The organism is Streptomyces sp. NBC_00659 (assembly GCF_036226925.1).
GTDB lineage: Bacteria > Actinomycetota > Actinomycetes > Streptomycetales > Streptomycetaceae > Streptomyces.
The window spans coordinates 3,539,393-3,558,311 of record NZ_CP109031.1 but is presented as its reverse complement, the minus strand read 5'-3'; the positions used below and the strand labels follow the sequence as shown (position 1 = coordinate 3,558,311).

General features: G+C 69.2%; 13 protein-coding genes. 12 read left to right on the top strand and 1 reads right to left on the bottom strand.

Features of this window, described 5'->3' with window-relative positions; genetic code table 11:
* Positions 1-132: 132 nt before the first annotated feature.
* Complete coding sequence (gene clpX / locus OG410_RS15325; protein ID WP_151471405.1) at positions 133-1,419, top strand: ATP-dependent Clp protease ATP-binding subunit ClpX; 1,287 nt, start codon at positions 133-135, stop codon at positions 1,417-1,419.
* A 155-nt stretch (positions 1,420-1,574) separates the two neighbouring features.
* Here the strand turns inward: clpX and OG410_RS15320 are convergent, their stop codons facing one another.
* Positions 1,575-2,543, bottom strand: a complete 969-nt coding sequence (locus tag OG410_RS15320; RefSeq protein ID WP_329299653.1) for a hypothetical protein — start codon at positions 2,541-2,543, stop codon at positions 1,575-1,577.
* 137 nt (positions 2,544-2,680) lie between these two features.
* Here OG410_RS15320 and OG410_RS15315 point away from each other — a divergent pair, with 137 nt between their 5' ends.
* The 11 genes from OG410_RS15315 (at position 2,681) to OG410_RS15265 (ending at position 18,902) form a co-directional block, all read left to right on the top strand.
* Entirely contained in the window at positions 2,681-5,305 is a 2,625-nt protein-coding gene (locus tag OG410_RS15315; RefSeq protein ID WP_329299651.1) for a valine--tRNA ligase, read from the top strand.
* A gap of 177 nt (positions 5,306-5,482) precedes the next feature.
* Entirely contained in the window at positions 5,483-7,018 is a 1,536-nt protein-coding gene (folC, locus tag OG410_RS15310) for a bifunctional tetrahydrofolate synthase/dihydrofolate synthase (protein ID WP_329299650.1), read from the top strand.
* A gap of 5 nt (positions 7,019-7,023) precedes the next feature.
* Complete coding sequence (locus OG410_RS15305; protein WP_329299649.1) at positions 7,024-7,395, top strand: DUF4233 domain-containing protein; 372 nt, start codon at positions 7,024-7,026, stop codon at positions 7,393-7,395.
* A 303-nt stretch (positions 7,396-7,698) separates the two neighbouring features.
* Complete coding sequence (gene ndk, locus OG410_RS15300) at positions 7,699-8,112, top strand: nucleoside-diphosphate kinase (RefSeq protein ID WP_329299648.1); 414 nt, start codon at positions 7,699-7,701, stop codon at positions 8,110-8,112.
* A gap of 440 nt (positions 8,113-8,552) precedes the next feature.
* Positions 8,553-9,572, top strand: coding sequence for a rod shape-determining protein (locus OG410_RS15295; protein WP_328669105.1), 1,020 nt, complete (start codon positions 8,553-8,555; stop codon positions 9,570-9,572).
* 217 nt (positions 9,573-9,789) lie between these two features.
* A complete protein-coding gene (gene mreC, locus OG410_RS15290) occupies positions 9,790-10,728 on the top strand; it encodes a rod shape-determining protein MreC (protein ID WP_329299647.1) in 939 nt (312 codons plus the stop codon).
* Positions 10,729-10,746: 18 nt separating this feature from the next.
* Positions 10,747-11,418, top strand: a complete 672-nt coding sequence (mreD, locus tag OG410_RS15285; RefSeq protein ID WP_329299646.1) for a rod shape-determining protein MreD — start codon at positions 10,747-10,749, stop codon at positions 11,416-11,418.
* 214 nt (positions 11,419-11,632) lie between these two features.
* The gene (gene mrdA, locus OG410_RS15280) at positions 11,633-13,891 is read left to right on the top strand and encodes a penicillin-binding protein 2 (RefSeq protein ID WP_329299645.1); all 2,259 of its coding nucleotides are present in this window, start codon (positions 11,633-11,635) and stop codon (positions 13,889-13,891) included.
* Between the two features lie 34 nt (positions 13,892-13,925).
* Entirely contained in the window at positions 13,926-15,122 is a 1,197-nt protein-coding gene (rodA, locus tag OG410_RS15275) for a rod shape-determining protein RodA (RefSeq protein WP_329299644.1), read from the top strand.
* A 172-nt stretch (positions 15,123-15,294) separates the two neighbouring features.
* Complete coding sequence (locus OG410_RS15270; protein ID WP_329299643.1) at positions 15,295-16,803, top strand: CYTH and CHAD domain-containing protein; 1,509 nt, start codon at positions 15,295-15,297, stop codon at positions 16,801-16,803.
* A 134-nt stretch (positions 16,804-16,937) separates the two neighbouring features.
* On the top strand, positions 16,938-18,902 hold the full coding sequence (locus OG410_RS15265; RefSeq protein ID WP_329299642.1) for a TIGR03960 family B12-binding radical SAM protein: 1,965 nt from the start codon (positions 16,938-16,940) through the stop codon (positions 18,900-18,902).
* The last annotated feature ends 17 nt before the right edge of the window (positions 18,903-18,919 follow it).

The following is an 18,919-nucleotide window of genomic DNA, read 5'->3' as shown; positions in this document are numbered from 1 at the left end:
GGCGCGGTTCACGACAAAGTGAACCGCGCCAAGGGGGGCCCGAACGAGGGGCTCGGCAAGGTACCGTCGGACATAAGGCAGCACCAGGAGCCGCTGGATCCAGGCGGCTCCCAGGCGAAGGGGAAGCACACCGTGGCACGCATCGGTGACGGCGGCGATCTGCTCAAGTGCTCGTTCTGTGGCAAGAGCCAGAAGCAGGTCAAGAAGCTCATCGCAGGCCCCGGTGTGTACATCTGCGACGAGTGCATCGATCTCTGCAACGAGATCATCGAGGAAGAACTCGCGGAGACGAGCGAGGTGCGCTGGGAGGAACTCCCCAAGCCCCGCGAGATCTACGAGTTCCTCGAGGGGTATGTGGTCGGGCAGGAGTCGGCGAAGAAGGCCCTCTCCGTCGCGGTGTACAACCACTACAAGCGCGTCCAGGCCGGCGAGAACAGCACGGGCCAGAACCGCGAGGACGCCATCGAGTTGGCGAAGTCCAACATCCTCCTGCTGGGCCCCACGGGCTCCGGCAAGACGCTCCTCGCCCAGACCCTCGCGCGCATGCTGAACGTTCCGTTCGCCATCGCCGACGCGACGGCGCTGACGGAGGCGGGATACGTCGGCGAGGACGTCGAGAACATCCTGCTGAAGCTGATCCAGGCCGCCGACTACGACGTCAAGAAGGCCGAGACCGGGATCATCTACATCGACGAGATCGACAAGGTCGCCCGTAAGAGCGAAAACCCGTCGATCACGCGCGATGTGTCGGGTGAGGGTGTGCAGCAGGCCCTGCTCAAGATCCTCGAGGGCACGACGGCCTCGGTGCCGCCGCAGGGCGGACGCAAGCACCCGCACCAGGAGTTCATTCAGATCGACACGACGAACGTCCTGTTCATCGTGGGCGGGGCTTTCGCGGGCCTGGAGAAGCTCATCGAGTCCCGGGCCGGCGCGAAGGGCATCGGCTTCGGCGCGACGATCCGCTCGAAGCGCGAGCTGGAGTCCAAGGACCAGTTCGAGGCCGTCATGCCGGAGGACCTGGTCAAGTTCGGCATGATCCCCGAGTTCATCGGCCGTCTCCCGGTCATCACCTCGGTCCACAACCTGGACCGCGAGGCCCTCCTCCAGATCCTGGTCGAGCCGCGCAACGCCCTGGTGAAGCAGTACCAGCGCCTCTTCGAACTCGACGGCGTGGAGCTGGACTTCGAGCGTGAGGCCCTGGAAGCCATCGCCGACCAGGCCATCCTGCGCCAGACCGGCGCCCGAGGCCTGCGCGCCATCATGGAGGAAGTCCTCCAGGCCGTGATGTACGAAGTCCCGTCCCGCAAGGACGTGGCCCGCGTCGTCATCACCGCCGACGTGGTCCTGCGCAACGTCAACCCGACCCTGATCCCGAGGGACGCCCGCCGCGGCGGCCCCGGCGAGCAGAAGACGGCCTAGACGACGCACCGAAGACGAAAGAGGGGCGCCCGGCGAATCATCGCCGGGCGCCCCTCTTTCGTCCGTCCGGGTGTCTCACCCGGAGCGGTACGACGCCCGCGTGGGGCCCGGCCCGATGGCCGCGCCCCACGAGTCGAGCCCTGCCGCGGGTGACGTCAGACCTTCTGTCGCACGTCCTTGCGGAGCTTCGCGGCGATCTCGGCCGCGGACTCGGGCGTGCTGCCCTTGCCGGCCATCATGCTCGCGAAGTCGATCGGCATCACGAACCCCAGCGTGCTGTGGTCGCCCCAGATGCAGACCGGCATCGTGAACTCCTTCGGCCCGGCGGCACCGGTGCTCGACGAGTCGTTCTTGACCTTGATCTCCTGGCACTTGAGGACGGCACCGTCGAGCGCGCCCGGCGTGTACGCCTTCGGGCTGCCGATGAGCTCGCCGTCCTTGGTGCCTTCCTTCTCCTGGTTCTTCTTCATGTCGGCGAACATGCTGTCGACAGCCTTCTCCGGGTTGTCGATGGTTCCCCAGACACCGCCGAACGAGATCTGCTTCATCGCCAGCGGGTTGGCCTTGTCGCCCGACTGATAGGCCGCGTTGACGTCCTTGGGGCTCTTCACACCCCAGCCCTCGGCGTCCTTCAGGTCGTCCTTGGTCATGCCACCGCCACTGTCGCTGCTGTTGGTGGACTTCTTGTACTCGCCACCGAGGACGGACGCGGGCGTCGTCAGCTTGTGCGGGCCGTCGTCGGCCACGTCGGCGCCGCTGCTGCTGCCGCTGAACACGAGGTACGCGCCCACCGCGATGGCCGCCACCACGGCCGCGCCGCCGATGATCAGAGCCGTCTTCTTCTTGCCGCCGGACGGCTCGGGCGGCATCGGGACCGTGCCGTAGGGAGGCTGCTGCCCGTAGGCGGGCGGCTGGCCGTACGGGGGAGTCTGCGGCGGCACACCGGGCGCCTGCGGCGGGTAGCCGTAGCCGGGCTGCGCCGGGGGAGCCTGCTGGGGGTAGCCGTAGCCGGGCTGGGAAGCCGGCGGCTGCTGGCCGTAAGGGCCCGGCTGGCCGCCCGGCTGACCGTAGGGTCCGGGCTGCTGGGGCTGCCCGCCGTACGGGCCCGGCTGGTTGTAGCTCATTTCTGGGTTCCCCTCCAGAGGCCTTATGTGTTCCTGACATCCTGACGCACAGGTCAAGCCCCCAGGTCCGCAGGGGGTGCACCGTTACGAAGTAATCCCGTTTCGGGACACGGGCGTGACGCCCCTAAACTGATCCCGTGACCGAGAACGCTCAGCAGCAGCCATCAGAGCCCAACACCGAACTGCCGACCCAGTACGCGCCGGCCGATGTAGAGCGGCCGCTGTACGAGCGCTGGGTGGAGCGCGGCTACTTCGAGGCCGACGCGAAGAGCGACAAGCCTCCGTTCACGGTGGTCATTCCGCCGCCGAACGTCACGGGCAGCCTGCACCTCGGACACGCCTTCGAGCACACCCTCATCGACGCCCTCACCCGCCGCAAGCGCATGCAGGGCTTCGAGACGCTGTGGCAGCCCGGCATGGACCACGCCGGCATCGCCACGCAGAACGTCGTCGAGCGGGAGCTCGGCAAGGAGGGCAAGTCCCGGCACGACCTCGGCCGGGAGGCGTTCGTCGAGCGCGTCTGGCAGTGGAAGGCCGAGTCCGGCGGGCAGATCTCCGGGCAGATGCGCCGCCTCGGCGACGGTGTCGCCTGGTCGCGTGAGCGCTTCACCATGGACGAGGGGCTGTCCCAGTCCGTCCAGACCATCTTCAAGAAGCTCTACGACGACGAGCTGATCTACCGCGCCGAGCGCATCATCAACTGGTGCCCGCGCTGTCTCACGGCCATCTCCGACATCGAGGTCGAGTACCAGGACGACGAGGGTGAGCTCGTCTCCATGAAGTACGGGGAGGGGGACGACTCCATCGTCGTCGCCACCACCCGTGCCGAGACGATGCTCGGTGACACCGCCGTCGCGGTTCACCCGAGCGACGAGCGGTACAAGCACCTCGTCGGCAAGCTCATCAGGCTGCCGCTGACCGAGCGTTCCATCCCCGTCGTCGCGGACGAGCACGTCGACCCCGAGTTCGGCACCGGCGCCGTCAAGGTGACGCCCGCTCATGACCCGAACGACTTCGAGATCGGGCAGCGCCACAACCTGCCCAACATCGCCGTCATGGACGAGCACGCGATCATCACGGTCCCCGGCCCCTTCCAGGGCCTGGACCGTCTCGAGGCCCGTTCCGCCATCGTCGCCGCCCTGCGCGCCGACGGCCGGATCGTCGCCGAGAAGCGGCCCTACAGCCACTCCGTCGGCCACTGCTCGCGCTGCAAGACCACGATCGAGCCGCGGCTGTCCATGCAGTGGTGGGTCAAGGTCGGCCCGCTCGCGAAGGCCGCGGGCGACGCCGTCCGCGACGGCCGCGTCAAGATCCACCCGCAGGAGATGGAGAAGCGGTACTTCGACTGGGTCGACAACCTCCACGACTGGTGCATCTCGCGGCAGTTGTGGTGGGGCCACCGGATCCCCGTCTGGTACGGGCCGAACGGCGAGATCGTCTGCGTCGGTCCCGACGACGAGGCCCCGACGGGCGAGGGCTGGCACCAGGACACCGACGTCCTCGACACCTGGTTCTCCTCCGGCCTGTGGCCGTTCTCCACGCTCGGCTGGCCCGAACAGACCGAGAGCCTCGCGAAGTTCTACCCGAACTCCGTCCTGGTCACCGGCTACGACATCCTCTTCTTCTGGGTCGCCCGGATGATGATGTTCGGCCTGTACGCGATGGACGGCACCCCGCCGTTCCACACCATCGCCCTGCACGGCATGGTCCGCGACCAGTTCGGCAAGAAGATGTCCAAGTCCTTCGGGAACGCGGTCAACCCGCTGGACTGGATGGACAAGTACGGCAGTGACGCACTGCGGTTCACGCTCGCGCGCGGCGCCAACCCCGGTGTCGACGTGCCGATCGGCGAGGACTGGGTCCAGGGCTCGCGCAACTTCGCCAACAAGATCTGGAACGCCACCCGCTTCGCGCTGATGAACGGCGCGACGGTCGAGGGCGACCTCCCGCCCGTCGAGGAGCTGTCGGCCACCGACCGCTGGATCCTGTCCCGGCTGAACGCCACGGTCGCCGAAGTCGACGCCCTGTACGACGACTTCCAGTTCGCCAAGCTGTCGGACGCGCTGTTCCACTTCGCGTGGGACGAGGTCTTCGACTGGTACGTCGAGCTGTCCAAGACGACGTTCATGGCGGGCGGCGAGCCCGCGAAGGTCTCCGGCCGGGTCCTCGGTGAGGTCCTGGACGTGACCCTGCGCCTCCTGCACCCGATCGTCCCGTTCGTGACGGAGACCCTCTGGACCACCCTCACGGGCGGCGAGTCGGTCGTCATCGCGGAGTGGCCGAAGGACAGTGGCTTCCGGGACGAGGCCGCCGAGCGGGAGATCGAGAAGCTCCAGCAGGTCATCACGGAGGTCCGCCGCTTCCGCGCCGACCAGGGCCTCCAGCCGGGCCAGCGGGTCCCCGCCCGGCTGAGCCTCGACGGGACCGCGCTGGCCCCGCACGAGGCGGCCATCCGCCAGCTCCTGCGCCTCCAGCCGGAGGGCGAGAGCTTCTCGGCCACGGCGACCCTGCCGGTGGCGGGCGCCACGGTCGCGCTCGACCTGTCGGGCACGATCGACGTCGCCGCGGAGCGCAAGCGTCTGGCCAAGGACCTCGCCGCCGCCGAGAAGGAGAAGGCCCAGGCCAACGCCAAGCTCGGCAACGAGGCGTTCCTGGCCAAGGCCCCGGACAACGTCGTGGACAAGATCCGCGGACGGCTCGCCAAGGCGGACGAGGACATCGCCCGTATCCAGGCGCAGCTGGAGCGCCTGCCCGAGGCGTAGCGGCTCGCCCCGCCCGAGCGAAGGCCCCCGGACCGTTCGGTCCGGGGGCCTTCCGCCGTACCCGGCCAGACCCTGGGGACTGCGCCCCCGTTCCGGGACGGGTAGGGGCGGAGGGGGCGAAAAACCCCACACGGCCCCACACGCCCCCACACCCCGCCGCCTCCGTAGACTGGCCCCGTGAGCGACCTCCCCCCGCACGACAGCAGCGCGTCCGACGACTCGGAGCGTGATCCGCTCGGTCTCTTCGACGAGATCGTCGAGGCCGAGACCGAACGCGACCCCGACCTCGCGGTGATCGCGGCCGGCAGCCGTACTCTGCGCACCAAGGGCGGCGGCGAGCCGCAGGCCGACGTACCCGGGCGACCCTCCGACCCCGAGGTCGACAAGGCGCTGCGCGAGGTGGAGGCCGAACTCGCCACCCGCTGGGGCGAGACCAAGCTGGAGCCCTCCGTCAGCAGGATCGCGGCGCTGATGGACATCCTCGGCGAGCCGCAGCGCGCGTACCCCTCGATCCACATCACGGGCACCAACGGCAAGACCTCCACCGCCCGCATGATCGAGGCGCTGCTCGGCGCCTTCGACCTGCGCACCGGCCGCTACACCAGTCCCCACGTGCAGTCGATCACCGAGCGGATCAGCCTGGACGGGGCGCCGATCCCCGCCGAGCGGTTCGTCGAGACGTACAACGACATCAAGCCCTACGTCGAGATGGTCGACGGGCAGCAGGAGTACCGGCTGTCGTTCTTCGAGGTGCTGACCGGCATGGCGTACGCCGCCTTCGCCGACGCGCCCGTGGACGTCGCCGTCGTCGAGGTCGGCATGGGCGGCAGCTGGGACGCCACGAACGTCATCGACGGGGACGTCGCCGTGGTGACCCCCATCGACCTCGACCACACCGACCGGCTCGGTGAGACACCCGGCGAGATCGCCACCGAGAAGGCGGGCATCGTCAAGCAGGACGCCACCGTCATCCTGGCGCAGCAGCCGGTCGACGCGGCCCAGGTGCTGCTGAAGAAGGCTGTCGAGGTCGACGCGACGGTGGCCCGCGAGGGCCTCGAATTCGGTGTCGTGGGGCGGCAGATCGCGGTCGGCGGGCAGCTGCTCACGCTGCGCGGCCTGGGCGGCGAGTACGAAGAGGTCTTCCTGCCGCTGCACGGCGCCTACCAGGCGCACAACGCGGCCGTGGCGCTCGCCGCGGTCGAGGCGTTCTTCGGCGTCGGTTCGGCGCACACCCAGCGGCTCGACATCGACACCGTGCGCAAGGCGTTCGCCGCGGTCACCTCGCCGGGCCGCCTGGAGATCGTGCGCCGCTCGCCCACCGTGGTGCTCGACGCCGCGCACAACCCCGCGGGTGCCCGCGCCACCGCCGAGGCGGTGAGCGAGGTCTTCGACTTCAGCCGGCTGATCGGCGTCGTCGGCGCGAGCGGCGACAAGAACGTACGGGGGCTGCTCGAAGCCTTCGAGCCGATCTTCGCCGAGGTCGTCGTCACCCAGAACTCCAGCCATCGCGCGATGGACGCGGACGAGCTCGCCGGGATCGCCGTCGAGGTCTTCGGCGAGGACCGGGTGCAGGTCGAACCGCGGCTCGACGACGCGCTGGAGGCCGCGATCACGCTCGCCGAGGAAGAGGGCGAGTACGCGGGCGGCGGCGTGCTGGTCACCGGATCCGTCATCACGGTCGGCGAGGTCCGACTGCTCCTGGGGAGGGGCTGATTCTCGTGCGTACGCTCTGTGCTTCCACGCTGATCGGCGAGTTCTTCGTCATCGGCTTCGCCGGCCTCGTCGCCATGAAGGAACCCGATCTGTCCACGGCCACGGTCTGGACGGTCTGCGGGATCCTGATGGCGCTGAGCGTGCTGCTGTGCGGCATGATCACGCGGCCCGGCGGTGTCCAGCTCGGCTGGGCGCTCCAGATCCTGCTGATCGCCGGCGGGTTCGTCGTGCCCTCGATGTTCATCCTCGGCGCTGCCTTCGCCGCCCTGTGGTGGGCCTCGGTCCACTACGGCCGGAAGATCGACGAGGCCAAGGCCCGGTTCGCCGCGCAGGCGCAGAGCCCGGCGCAGGGCGAGCCGGGCGGCAACCCGGCGTAGCCGGGCCCGGGCGGGTGCGGGGTGCCGGTGGCGGACCGTCACCGGCACGCCGTCAGCGCCCCGCGGTCCCCGCCCCTCCGTCAGCGTCACGCCGTCACCGGCTCGCGGGCGCCCGCCCGTACCGGTGGCGTACGGAGCCCGCGCCGCCCCCGCGCGGGGCGGGTACCGGCCGTGGGGCGCGCGGGCGCGCGGCACCGGCGGACGGAAGCGTGGGCCCGTAGCACCTGACACTGTGTGACAGTCGCCAGGACACGCCCTGTAGCCTCGGTCATCCGCACCCGTGTGACTTGAAGGAGCTTTCCCGTGAGCCAGCGCACCCTCGTCCTCCTCAAGCCCGACGCCGTCCGTCGCGGCCTGACCGGCGAGATCATCAGCCGTATCGAGCGCAAGGCCGGCTGGCAGATCACCGCGCTGGAGCTGCGGAGCCTGGACCAGGACACGCTGGAGCAGCACTACGGCGAGCACAAGGGCAAGCCCTTCTACGAGCCGCTGGTGGCGTTCATGGCCTCCGGTCCGGTCGTGGCCCTGATCGTCGAGGGCGATCGGGTCATCGAGGGCGTGCGCGCCCTGGCCGGTCCGACCGACCCGATCGCCGCCGCCCCCGGTTCCATCCGCGGTGACTTCGGCGTGATCGTCCGCGAGAACCTGATCCACGCCTCCGACTCCGAGGAGTCCGCCGAGCGCGAGGTGAAGATCTTCTTCCCCGGCCGCGCCTGAGCGTACGGACGACGGCTCCCCGGGGCGTCCGCGTGTACGGACGGTCACGGTCTCGCGTACGGACGGCCTCGCGGAGGTCACGGACGGCCTCGCCGAGGCCGTCCGAGCGAGCTCCGGAGCACGCCGGGCAGTACATTTTTCAAAGAATTTTCTGAGACTGCGTCAGTGCGACCGCGACAGTCTGACCTGGGACGGCCGTGAAAAATCCGGCCGTCCCGTGGCATATGCGCGCTGATCGAGGGAACCCGTGACCCCGATGGCTCGTCTCCACAAGCGAGTCGCTCCGCCATCTGCTGACAATGGCCAAGACCCTCGCGCAGTGTTCGTGCAGGCGCGTCTACGATGGAAGCGTTCACGTCGCTGCACCAACCTCGCGCCGTCCCTAAAAAGCCGTCAAAGCTCCGTTTGGGAAGGCCAGACGAATCCTGATGGGGAACTCAATGTCGTTCATCGGCCGTGACATGGCTGTCGACCTCGGGACCGCCAACACGCTGGTGTACGTCAGGGGTCGAGGGATCGTACTCAACGAGCCGTCCGTCGTCGCGATCAACACCAACACCGGCGGGATCCTCGCGGTGGGCGCAGAAGCCAAGAAGATGATCGGGCGGACGCCGGGCAACATCGTTGCCGTGCGCCCGCTGAAGGACGGCGTCATCGCCGACTTCGAGATCACCGAGCGCATGCTCCGCTACTTCATCCTGAAGATCCACAAGCGGCGCTATCTCGCCCGCCCCCGTGTCGTCGTCTGTGTGCCCTCCGGCATCACGGGCGTCGAGCGCCGTGCCGTCATCGAGGCGTCGTCCCAGGCCGGCGCCCGCCAGGTGCACATCATCGAGGAGCCCATGGCCGCGGCCATCGGCGCCGGCCTGCCGGTCCACGAGGCCACGGGCAACATGGTGGTGGACATCGGCGGCGGCACCACGGAGGTCGCGGTCATCTCGCTCGGCGGCATCGTCACCGCCCAGTCCATCCGCGTCGCGGGCGACGAGCTGGACAACGCGATCATCCAGTACATCAAGAAGGAGTACAGCCTCCTTCTCGGTGAGCGGACGGCCGAGCAGATCAAGCTCACGATCGGTTCGGCGTACGACCTCGACACCGAGGAGCACACCGAGATCCGTGGCCGGGACCTGGTCTCCGGACTGCCCAAGACGGTCGTCATCTCGGCCTCGGAGGTCCGCAAGGCGATCGAGGAGCCGGTCAACGCGATCGTCGACGCCGTGAAGACGACGCTCGACAAGTGCCCGCCCGAGCTCTCCGGCGACGTGATGGACCGGGGTATCGTCCTGACCGGTGGCGGAGCCTTGCTGCGCGGCCTGGACGAGCGGCTGCGACGCGAGACCGGCATGCCGATCCACATCGCGGAGGACCCGCTCGACAGCGTGGCGCTCGGCTCCGGCAAGTGTGTCGAGGAGTTCGAGGCGCTCCAGCAGGTCCTGGACGCCCAGCCCCGCAGATGAGGTAACACTTCGATTCCGCCGTACGAGATCAGCCCTTCTCGTGCGGCGGATCGTTGGTATGGAGGCATAAACTCCTGTGACATAGAGTCATAACCTCCCCCATAACAGCCACTCCGTCACACCCCCCGCTCCAGCCTCATCGCACCCGTGGGCATCCTTTTCGCCCAGGGCGCGCCCCTGTTGACCCAATACGACGAGGAAGGCACGGCCGCCGCACGTGAGGGACACACGAGAGAGCCGGCTGCTCCTGGTGCTGCTGATCGCCATCGCGTTCGCACTGATCACGGTGGACATCCGCGGCGGGCAGGACTCACCGGTCGACGGTGCCCGCCAGGCCGCCGCGACGGTCTTCGGCCCGATCGAGAACGGGGTGGCGTCCGCGGTCGACCCCGTCGGCAACGCGATCTCCGCGGTCCGCGACTCGGGCGAACGGCACGATCGCGTCGCCCAACTGGAGCACGACAACGCGGAGTTGAAGGCGAAGCTCGGCAGCGACGCACGCAACCGCAGCCGCCTCAAGCAGCTCGACAAGATGATCAAGGTGGCGGGCGAGGGCCAGTACGGCATCAAGGGCGCCGAAGTGATCGCCATAGGGGCTGCCCAGGGCTTCTCCTGGACCGTCACCATCGACGTCGGCGCCAACGACGGCATCCAGCGCGACATGACCGTCCTGAACGGCGACGGACTGGTCGGCCGGGTCACCACCGTCGGCCCCGACACCGCGACCGTGCTCCTCGCCAACGACCCCGACTTCACCGTCGGCACCCGCATGGAGTCGACCGACGAACTCGGCTTCGCCTCGGGGCAGGGCGACCGCCCGCTGCGCGTCGAACTCCTCAACGCCAAGGCGAAGATCAAGAAGGGCGACCGGCTGGTCACCTTCGGCTCGCAGTCCGACAAGCCGTTCGTGCCCGGCGTCCCGGTCGGCGTCGTCTCCCGGATCGACCCCTCCGGCGGCGACCTGACCCGCACGATCTACGTGACGCCGTTCGTCTCGTTCACCAAGCTCGACATCGTCGGCGTCGTCGTCGCGGCCCCCAAGAGCGACCCGCGCGACACCGTGCTGCCACCCAAACCCAAACCGACGCCCACGCCGACGGTGACCGTGACGGTCACTCCCTCGGCGAGCGCCACCGACCTCGGCCAGCAGCAGTAGCAGGAGGAGCCGAATCCCATGCGTTTCAACCGGATGCTGCTCTCCGTCACCCTGGTGGTCGTCGCCCTGGTGATCCAGGTGAGCGTCCTCGCCCGACTCCATCTCCCGGGCGCCGTCCCCGACCTGGTGCTGCTGACCGTGCTCGCCCTCGCCCTGGTCTACGGCCATGTCGGCGGCGCGCTCATCGGCTTCGGCGCGGGCCTGCTCTCCGACCTCGCCCCGCCCGCCGACCACGCCGCCGGACGCTACGCCCTCGTGCTCTGCGTCGTCGGCTATCTCGCCGGCCTCGCCAAGCCCGAGAACGGCAGGCTCAAGTCGGCCACCGGGCCCATGATCGTGGTCGTCGCCGCCGCGATCGGCTCCACCGTGCTCTACGCGGGCGTCGGCGCGCTCGTCGGCGACACCGCCGCCCGCCACGTCGGACTCAGCAGCCTGCTCGTCACGGCCGCCCTCTACGACCTGCTGCTCGCGCCCTTCGTCGTGCCGGTACTGATGGCGCTGGCCCGGCGGGCCGAGAACGATCCGCTCGCCGACGGCGGTTCGGCCTCCAAGTCGGCCGACGTCTCCTCGGGCTGGCTGTCCTCCGGCACCGGCCTGCGCATCGGCAGCCAGCGCGGCGGACTGCGCGTGAAGGCGGCCAAGGCACGGGTCGCCCGCGCCGGACGCATCAAGGGGGTCAAGCGACTGTGACGACAGCGACGCGCCCCGCCCGGCGAAGAGCCCAAGCGCCCCGGACGGCACGTGACGTGACCGGCCGCCAGGTCATCGCGCACAGGTTCGCCGTGTACTCGTATGACTCGTATGACTCGTATGACTCGTACACGCACTGAGAGGGGGAGGCAGCAGCTGTGACCAGCGCCCACCCGTCGCCCACCACCACCCTTCCAGCGGATGGGCCGCGCCCATGACCAACATTCCCGAGACCGGCCGGACCCCACGGGTCCAGATCCGCCTCGTCGTCATCCAGATCCTCGTACTCTCCCTCCTCGGCACCCTCGGCGGACGCCTCTGGTTCCTCCAGATCCGCAACGGCGACGAATACGCCAAGGAAGCCTCCGGCAACCACGTCCAGCAGGTCGTCCAGCCCGCCGTACGCGGCTCGATCCTCGACGCCCGGGGCGTCCCGATCGCCGACAACGAGACCCGGCTCGTGGTCTCCGCCTCGCGCACCGACCTGATGAAGATGGCGGACGACGGCAAGGCCGTCCTCACCAAGCTCGCCGGCGTCCTCGGCCTCAAGCCCCAGGACGTCATCCAGAAGGTCCGCCTCTGCGACGCCAAGACGCCGCAGCCGTGCTGGAACGGCTCGCCCTACCAGCCGATCCCCATCACCGACAAGGCCACCGCGCGCCAGGCCCTCCAGATCCGCGAGCGCTCCGAGGACTTCCCCGGCATCACCGCCGAACCGGAGGCCGTGCGCCGTTACGCCGCCCCCGGCAAGGCCAACACCGCGCAGGTGCTCGGCTACCTCTCGCCCGTCACCGACGACGAGATCACCAAGGCCAAGGACACCGACTCGCCCTACCTCCGCTCCGACCAGGTCGGCCGCTCCGGCCTGGAGCGCGAGTACGACAAGGCCCTGCGCGGCAAGGCCGGCGTCACCCGCTACGAGGTCGACAACCTCGGCCGGGTCATCGGCAAGGCCAAGGCCGACAAGGCCGAACCCGGCGCCAACCTCGTCACCAGCATCGACGCCCGCGTCCAGCGCGTCGCCGAGTACGAGCTGAACTACGCGATGAAGGTCGCCCGGACCCAGTTCGACAAGATCACCGGCGAGAACTACAAGGCCGACTCCGGCGCGGTCGTGGTCATGGAGGCCAAGACCGGCCGCGTCGTCGCCATGGCCTCCCAGCCGACGTACGACCCGAACGCCTGGGTCGGCGGCATCTCCGGCAAGGACTACACGGCGCTCACCGGCAAGAAGTCCAACTACCCGCTGCTGAACCGCGCCATACAGGGTCAGTCGGCGCCCGGATCGACGTTCAAGGTGATCTCCACCGCCGCCGCGGTCCAGGCCGGATACGCCTTCGACGGGCACTACCCGTGCACCAGCTCGTACTCCGTCGGCAGCCAGGTCTTCAAGAACTTCGAGGGAGAGAGCTTCGGCCCGATCTCGCTCGGCCGGGCGCTGGAGGTCTCCTGCGACACCGTCTTCTACGGACTCGCCGACAACGAGTGGAAGAAGGACGGCGGCATCAACCCGAAGAAGACCCCCAAGGACTACTTCTACAAGACGGCCCACCAGTTCGGACTCGGCAAGGAGACCGGCATCGACCTCCCCAACGAGGTCACCGGCCGTGTCCCGGACCGCAAGTGGAAGCAGGACTACTGGAAGGCGAACAAGGACGCCTGGTGCAAGAGCGGCAAGAAGGGCGGCACCTACGTCCAGCAGATCGAGTACGAGAACTGCCTCGAGGGCAACAAGATGCGCGAGGGCGACTCGATCAACTACTCCATCGGCCAGGGTGACACCCTCGTCACGCCCATCCAGGAAGCCGCCATCTACTCCGCGGTCTCCAACGGCGGCACCATGTACGCGCCGACCATCGGCAAGGCGATCGTCAGCGCCGACGGCAAGACCGTCCAGGAGATCAAGCCGAAGGTCAACGGCAAGCTGCCGGTCAGCAAGGCGACGCTCAAGGGCATGAACGAGGCCTTCGCGGGCGTCGTCACCCGCGGTACCGCCGCCTGGAAGTTCGGCGGCTGGCCGCAGGACAAGATCCCGCTGCACGCCAAGACCGGTACCGCCGAGGTCTACGGCAAGCAGACGACGTCCTGGCTCGCCACGTACTCCAAGGACTACGCGATCATCATGACGATCTCCCAGGCCGGTACGGGTTCGGGAGCCTCCGGTGAGGCCGTGCGCAAGATCTACAACGCGCTCTACGGCGTCGCCGCCGACGGCAGCATCGACAAGAAGAACGCCCTCCTGCCCACCCCGCAGAAGGGCCTGCCGAAGATCCAGACCGACGGCACGATCGAGGCCCCGGCCATCTCCAAGGACCCGGCCAAGGACCAGCAGCTCAGCCAGGCCCCCAAGGACAGCACCACGGACCCGGACCTGCCCGCCGGTACCACCGCCTCGCCCAACACCGCCAACCGCGTCACCCGACGGCGTACGGCCCGCCCGCCGAAGGGGCGGGGGAAGAGGATCCTGACATGACGAGGGCGGCGACCAAGGCACTGAGGATCCTGACATGACCGGAGCCAACAACTTCTCCGTCTCCCGGTACGGACCCGAGCGCGCGGGCTGGACACGGCTGTTCGCCCGCGACTCGATCACCCGAAGGCTCGACTGGCCGATACTGCTGTCGGCCGTCGCGCTCTCGGTGATCGGCGCGGCCCTCGTCTACTCGGCGACCCGCAACCGCACCGAGATCAACCAGGGCGACCCGTACTTCTTCCTCATCCGCCATCTGATGAACACCGGCATCGGCTTCGCCCTGATGATCGGCACGATCTGGCTCGGCCACCGCACCCTGCGCACGGCCGTACCGATCCTGTACGGGATCTCGGTCTTCATGATCCTGCTGGTGCTGACCCCGCTCGGCGAGACGATCAACGGCCAGCGCAACTGGCTCGTCGCCGGCGGCCTGTCGCTCCAGCCCGCCGAGTTCATCAAGATCACGATCATTCTGGGCATGGCGATGCTGCTGGCCACACGGGTGGACGCGGGAGACAAGCAGTACCCCGACCACCGCACGGTGCTGCAGGCGCTGGGTCTCGCGGCCGTCCCGATGGTGATCGTGCTGCTCATGCCCGACCTCGGCACGATCATGGTCGCGGTCGTCATCGTGCTCGGCGTGCTGCTCTCCTCGGGCGCCTCCAACCGCTGGGTGTTCGGCCTCATCGGCGCGGGTGCCCTCGGCGCGGTCGCCGCCTGGCGGCTGCAGGTCCTCGACGAGTACCAGATCAACCGCTTCGCGGCCTTCGCCAACCCCGAACTCGACCCGGCCGGCGTCGGCTACAACACCAACCAGGCCCGGATCGCCATCGGTTCCGGCGGCCTCTTCGGCACCGGCCTCGGCCACGGCTCACAGACGACCGGTCAGTTCGTCCCCGAACAGCAGACGGACTTCGTCTTCACGGTCGCGGGCGAGGAACTGGGCTTCGTGGGCGCGGGCCTGATCCTGCTGCTCCTCGGCATCATCCTGTGGCGCGCCTGCCGCATCGCCCGCGAGACGACCGAGCTGTACGGCACGATCGTCGCCGCCGGGATCATCGCCTGGTTCGCGTTCCAGTCGTTCGAGAACGTCGGCATGACCCTCGGGATCATGCCGGTCGCCGGTCTGCCACTCCCGTTCGTGTCCTACGGAGGATCCTCCATGTTCGCGGTCTGGGTCGCGATCGGGCTCCTTCAGTCGATCAGAGTGCAGCGCCCGATGTCGGCCTGAGGCCTGTCCGACGGCTGCGGCGGGCAGCGTCGGCGGGCCCCACGGCGGGACCCCGGGTGTCGCCTCGTGGAACGCGAGGTGACACCCGGCCCAACGGGAAAAGACGGCCTTCGGTCAAGCCAGGGCCGATCGGGTACTGCCCACGGCCCGCAAACGCGTCTAGATTCGGTGCATGGCGGACACGAAGCGCGAGATCGAGCGCAAGTACGAAGGTCCCGCGGCCGACGGTGGTACCGAGATGCCGGACCTGAGCGGCGTCCCCGGCGTCGCGCGTGTCGTCGACAAAGGCGTCGCCGAACTCGACGCCACCTACTACGACACCCCCGACCAGCGACTCGCCGCCGCCTCCCTCACCCTGCGCCGCCGCACCGGCGGCGACGACGCCGGCTGGCACCTGAAACTCCCCGTCTCCGAGGGCGTGCGCGACGAGATCCAGGCCCCCCTCTCCGACACCGTGCCCCGCGCCGTCACCGGCCTCGTCCGGTCCCGCGTCCGCGACGCCGAACTCGTCCCCCTCGTACGCCTGCGGTCCGCCCGCGACATCCGCCACCTCGTCGACGACTCCGGCGCCCTGCTCGCCGAGGTCAGCCTCGACCGCGTCCGCGCGGACCGGCTCGGCGGCGAAGGTACCGCCGAATGGACCGAGCTCGAGGTGGAACTCGCGGACGACGGCGACCCCGCCTTCCTCGACAAGGTCGAGAAGAAACTCCGCAAGGCCGGCCTGAGCCGCTCCACCTCGTCCTCCAAACTGGCGAAGGCGCTGAGCACGACCGGCAAACACGCCAAGAAGCCCGCCCCCCGGAAAGACCCCGCCACCGCGGGCGACCACGTCCTCACCTACCTCCGCGCCCAGTACGACGCCATCGTCGAACTCGACCCCGCCGTCCGCCGCGACCTCCCCGACTCCGTCCACAGCATGCGCGTCGCCACCCGCCGGATGCGCAGCACCTTCCGCTCGTACGGCAAGATCCTCGACCGCGCCGTCACCGACCCGATCGGCGACGAGCTGAAATGGCTGGCCGGCGAGCTCGGCGTCGACCGCGACCAGGAAGTCCTCACCGAGCGGCTCACCGATTCCCTCGGCCGGCTGCCCCGCACCCTGCTCTCCGGACCCGTCCGCACCCGGCTGCGCACCTGGGCGCAAGCCCGCCGCGGCGGCTCCCGGCGCCGCCTGATCGCGGTCCTGGACGGGAAGCGCTACCTCGCGCTGCTGACCGCGCTCGACGCGCTCGTGACCGACCCGCCGCTGCTCAAGGCGGCCGGGGGCGACCCCGCCAAGGTGATCGCCAAGGCCGTCCGCAAGGACTTCGGAAAGGTCTCCGACCTCGTCGAGCAGGCCCTCGACCGGCCGCCGGGCGCCGACCGCGACCACGCGATGCACGACGCCCGCAAGAAGGCCAAGCGCACCCGCTACGCCGCCGAGGCCGCGGCCCCGGCCCTGGGCGGACCGGCCGCCGGCCTGGTCAAGTCGATGAAGTCGCTGCAGAGCCTCCTCGGCGACCACCAGGACAGCGTGATGACCAGGGAAGCCCTGCGGGAACTGGCCGCCCTGGCCCACGCGGCGGGGGAGAGCTCGTTCACGTACGGGGTGCTCTACGGCCGTGAGGAGCAGCGAGCCGCCGAGGCGGAGTCGGCGCTGCCGGGGGCCTGGGAGAAGATCGAGGCACAGGCGGCGGTCTGAGGGTGTCGCCGCAGGTCGGAGCAAGGGCGGGCGGGGAAGGCCGGCGCTCGGTGCCGTCCGGCGGTGCGGCGGGTCCCTCCGGTCGCGTTACGCTAGATGGTCACCCCCACCATCAGCTCACGAAGGTTCGCGAGATGCCTGCCGAAACCGCCGTGTCGGTCTTCCCACAGCTCGAAGCTCTGCTCCCGCATGTGCAGAAGCCGATCCAGTACGTCGGCGGAGAGCTCAACTCCACGGTCAAGCCCTGGGAGTCGTGTGACGTCCGCTGGGCCCTGATGTACCCCGACGCCTACGAGGTCGGCCTGCCCAACCAGGGCGTCATGATCCTCTACGAGGTGCTGAACGAGCGCGAGGGCGTGCTCGCCGAGCGCACGTACAGCGTCTGGCCGGACCTCGAAGCGCTGATGCGCGAGCACCGGGTCCCGCAGTTCACGGTGGACAGCCACCGCCCGGTGAAGGCGTTCGACGTGTTCGGCCTGTCCTTCTCCACGGAGCTGGGCTACACGAACATGCTGACCGCCCTCGACCTGGCGGGCATCCCGCTGGAGTCCAAGGACCGCACGCTCGACGACCCGATCGTCCTCGCGGGCGGCCACGCGGCCTTCAACCCCGAGCCGATCGCCGACTTCATCGACGCGGCGATCATCGGCGACGGCGAGCAGGCCGTGCTCGACATGACGGAGATCATCCGCGCCTGGAAGGCGGAGGGCCGCCCCGGAGGCCGCGAGGAGGTCCTCTTCCGCCTGGCGAAGACGGGCAGCGTCTACATCCCGGCCTTCTACGACGTCGAGTACCTCCCCGACGGCCGGATCGCCCGCGTGGTCCCGAACAAGTCGGGCGTCCCGTGGCGCGTGTCCAAGCACACCGTCATGGACCTCGACGAGTGGCCGTACCCGAAGCAGCCCCTCGTGCCGCTCGCGGAGACCGTCCACGAGCGCATGTCGGTGGAGATCTTCCGCGGCTGTACGCGCGGCTGCCGCTTCTGCCAGGCGGGCATGATCACCCGCCCGGTGCGCGAGCGTTCCATCACGGGCATCGGCGAGATGGTGGAGAAGGGCCTGAAGGCGACGGGCTTCGAGGAGGTCGGCCTGCTCTCGCTGTCCTCCGCCGACCACTCGGAGATCGGCGACATCGCCAAGGGCCTGGCGGACCGGTACGAGGAGGACAAGATCGGTCTGTCCCTCCCCTCCACCCGCGTGGACGCCTTCAACGTCGACCTGGCGAACGAGCTGACCCGCAACGGCCGGCGCTCGGGCCTGACCTTCGCCCCCGAGGGCGGCTCCGAGCGCATGCGCAAGGTCATCAACAAGATGGTCTCGGAAGAGGACCTCATCCGGACCGTCTCCACCGCCTACGGCAACGGCTGGCGCCAGGTGAAGCTGTACTTCATGTGCGGCCTGCCGACGGAGACGGACGATGACGTCATGCAGATCGCCGACATGGCGATGAACGTGATCGCCGAGGGCCGCAAGGTCTCCGGCCAGAACGACATCCGCTGCACGGTCTCCATCGGCGGCTTCGTCCCCAAGCCCCACACCCCCTTCCAGTGGGCGCCGCAGCTCTCCGCCGAGGACACGGACGCCCGCCTCACGAAGCTCCGCGACAAGATCCGCGGCGACAAGAAGTACGGCCGCTCGATCGGCTTCCGGTACCACGACGGCAAGCCGGGCATCGTCGAGGGCCTGCTCTCCCGCGGCGACCGCCGCATCGGCTCCGTCATCCGCGCCGTCTACGAGGACGGCGGCCGCTTCGACGGCTGGCGCGAGCACTTCTCGTACGCCCGCTGGATGCGCTGCGCCGACAAGACCCTCCCGGCCTTCGGCGTCGACGTCGACTGGTACACCACCCGCGAGCGCACCTACGAGGAGGTCCTGCCCTGGGACCACCTCGACTCGGGCCTCGACAAGGACTGGCTCTGGGAGGACTGGCAGGACTCCCTCGACGAGACAGAGGTCGAGGACTGCCGCTGGACTCCGTGCTTCGACTGTGGCGTCTGTCCGCAGATGGACACCCAGATCCAGATCGGCCCGACGGGCAAGAAGCTGCTGCCGCTGACGGTCAAGAACGGGGCCCCGGCGCCGAGCGGTCACAGCCACTGACGTCGACGGGGCACTCG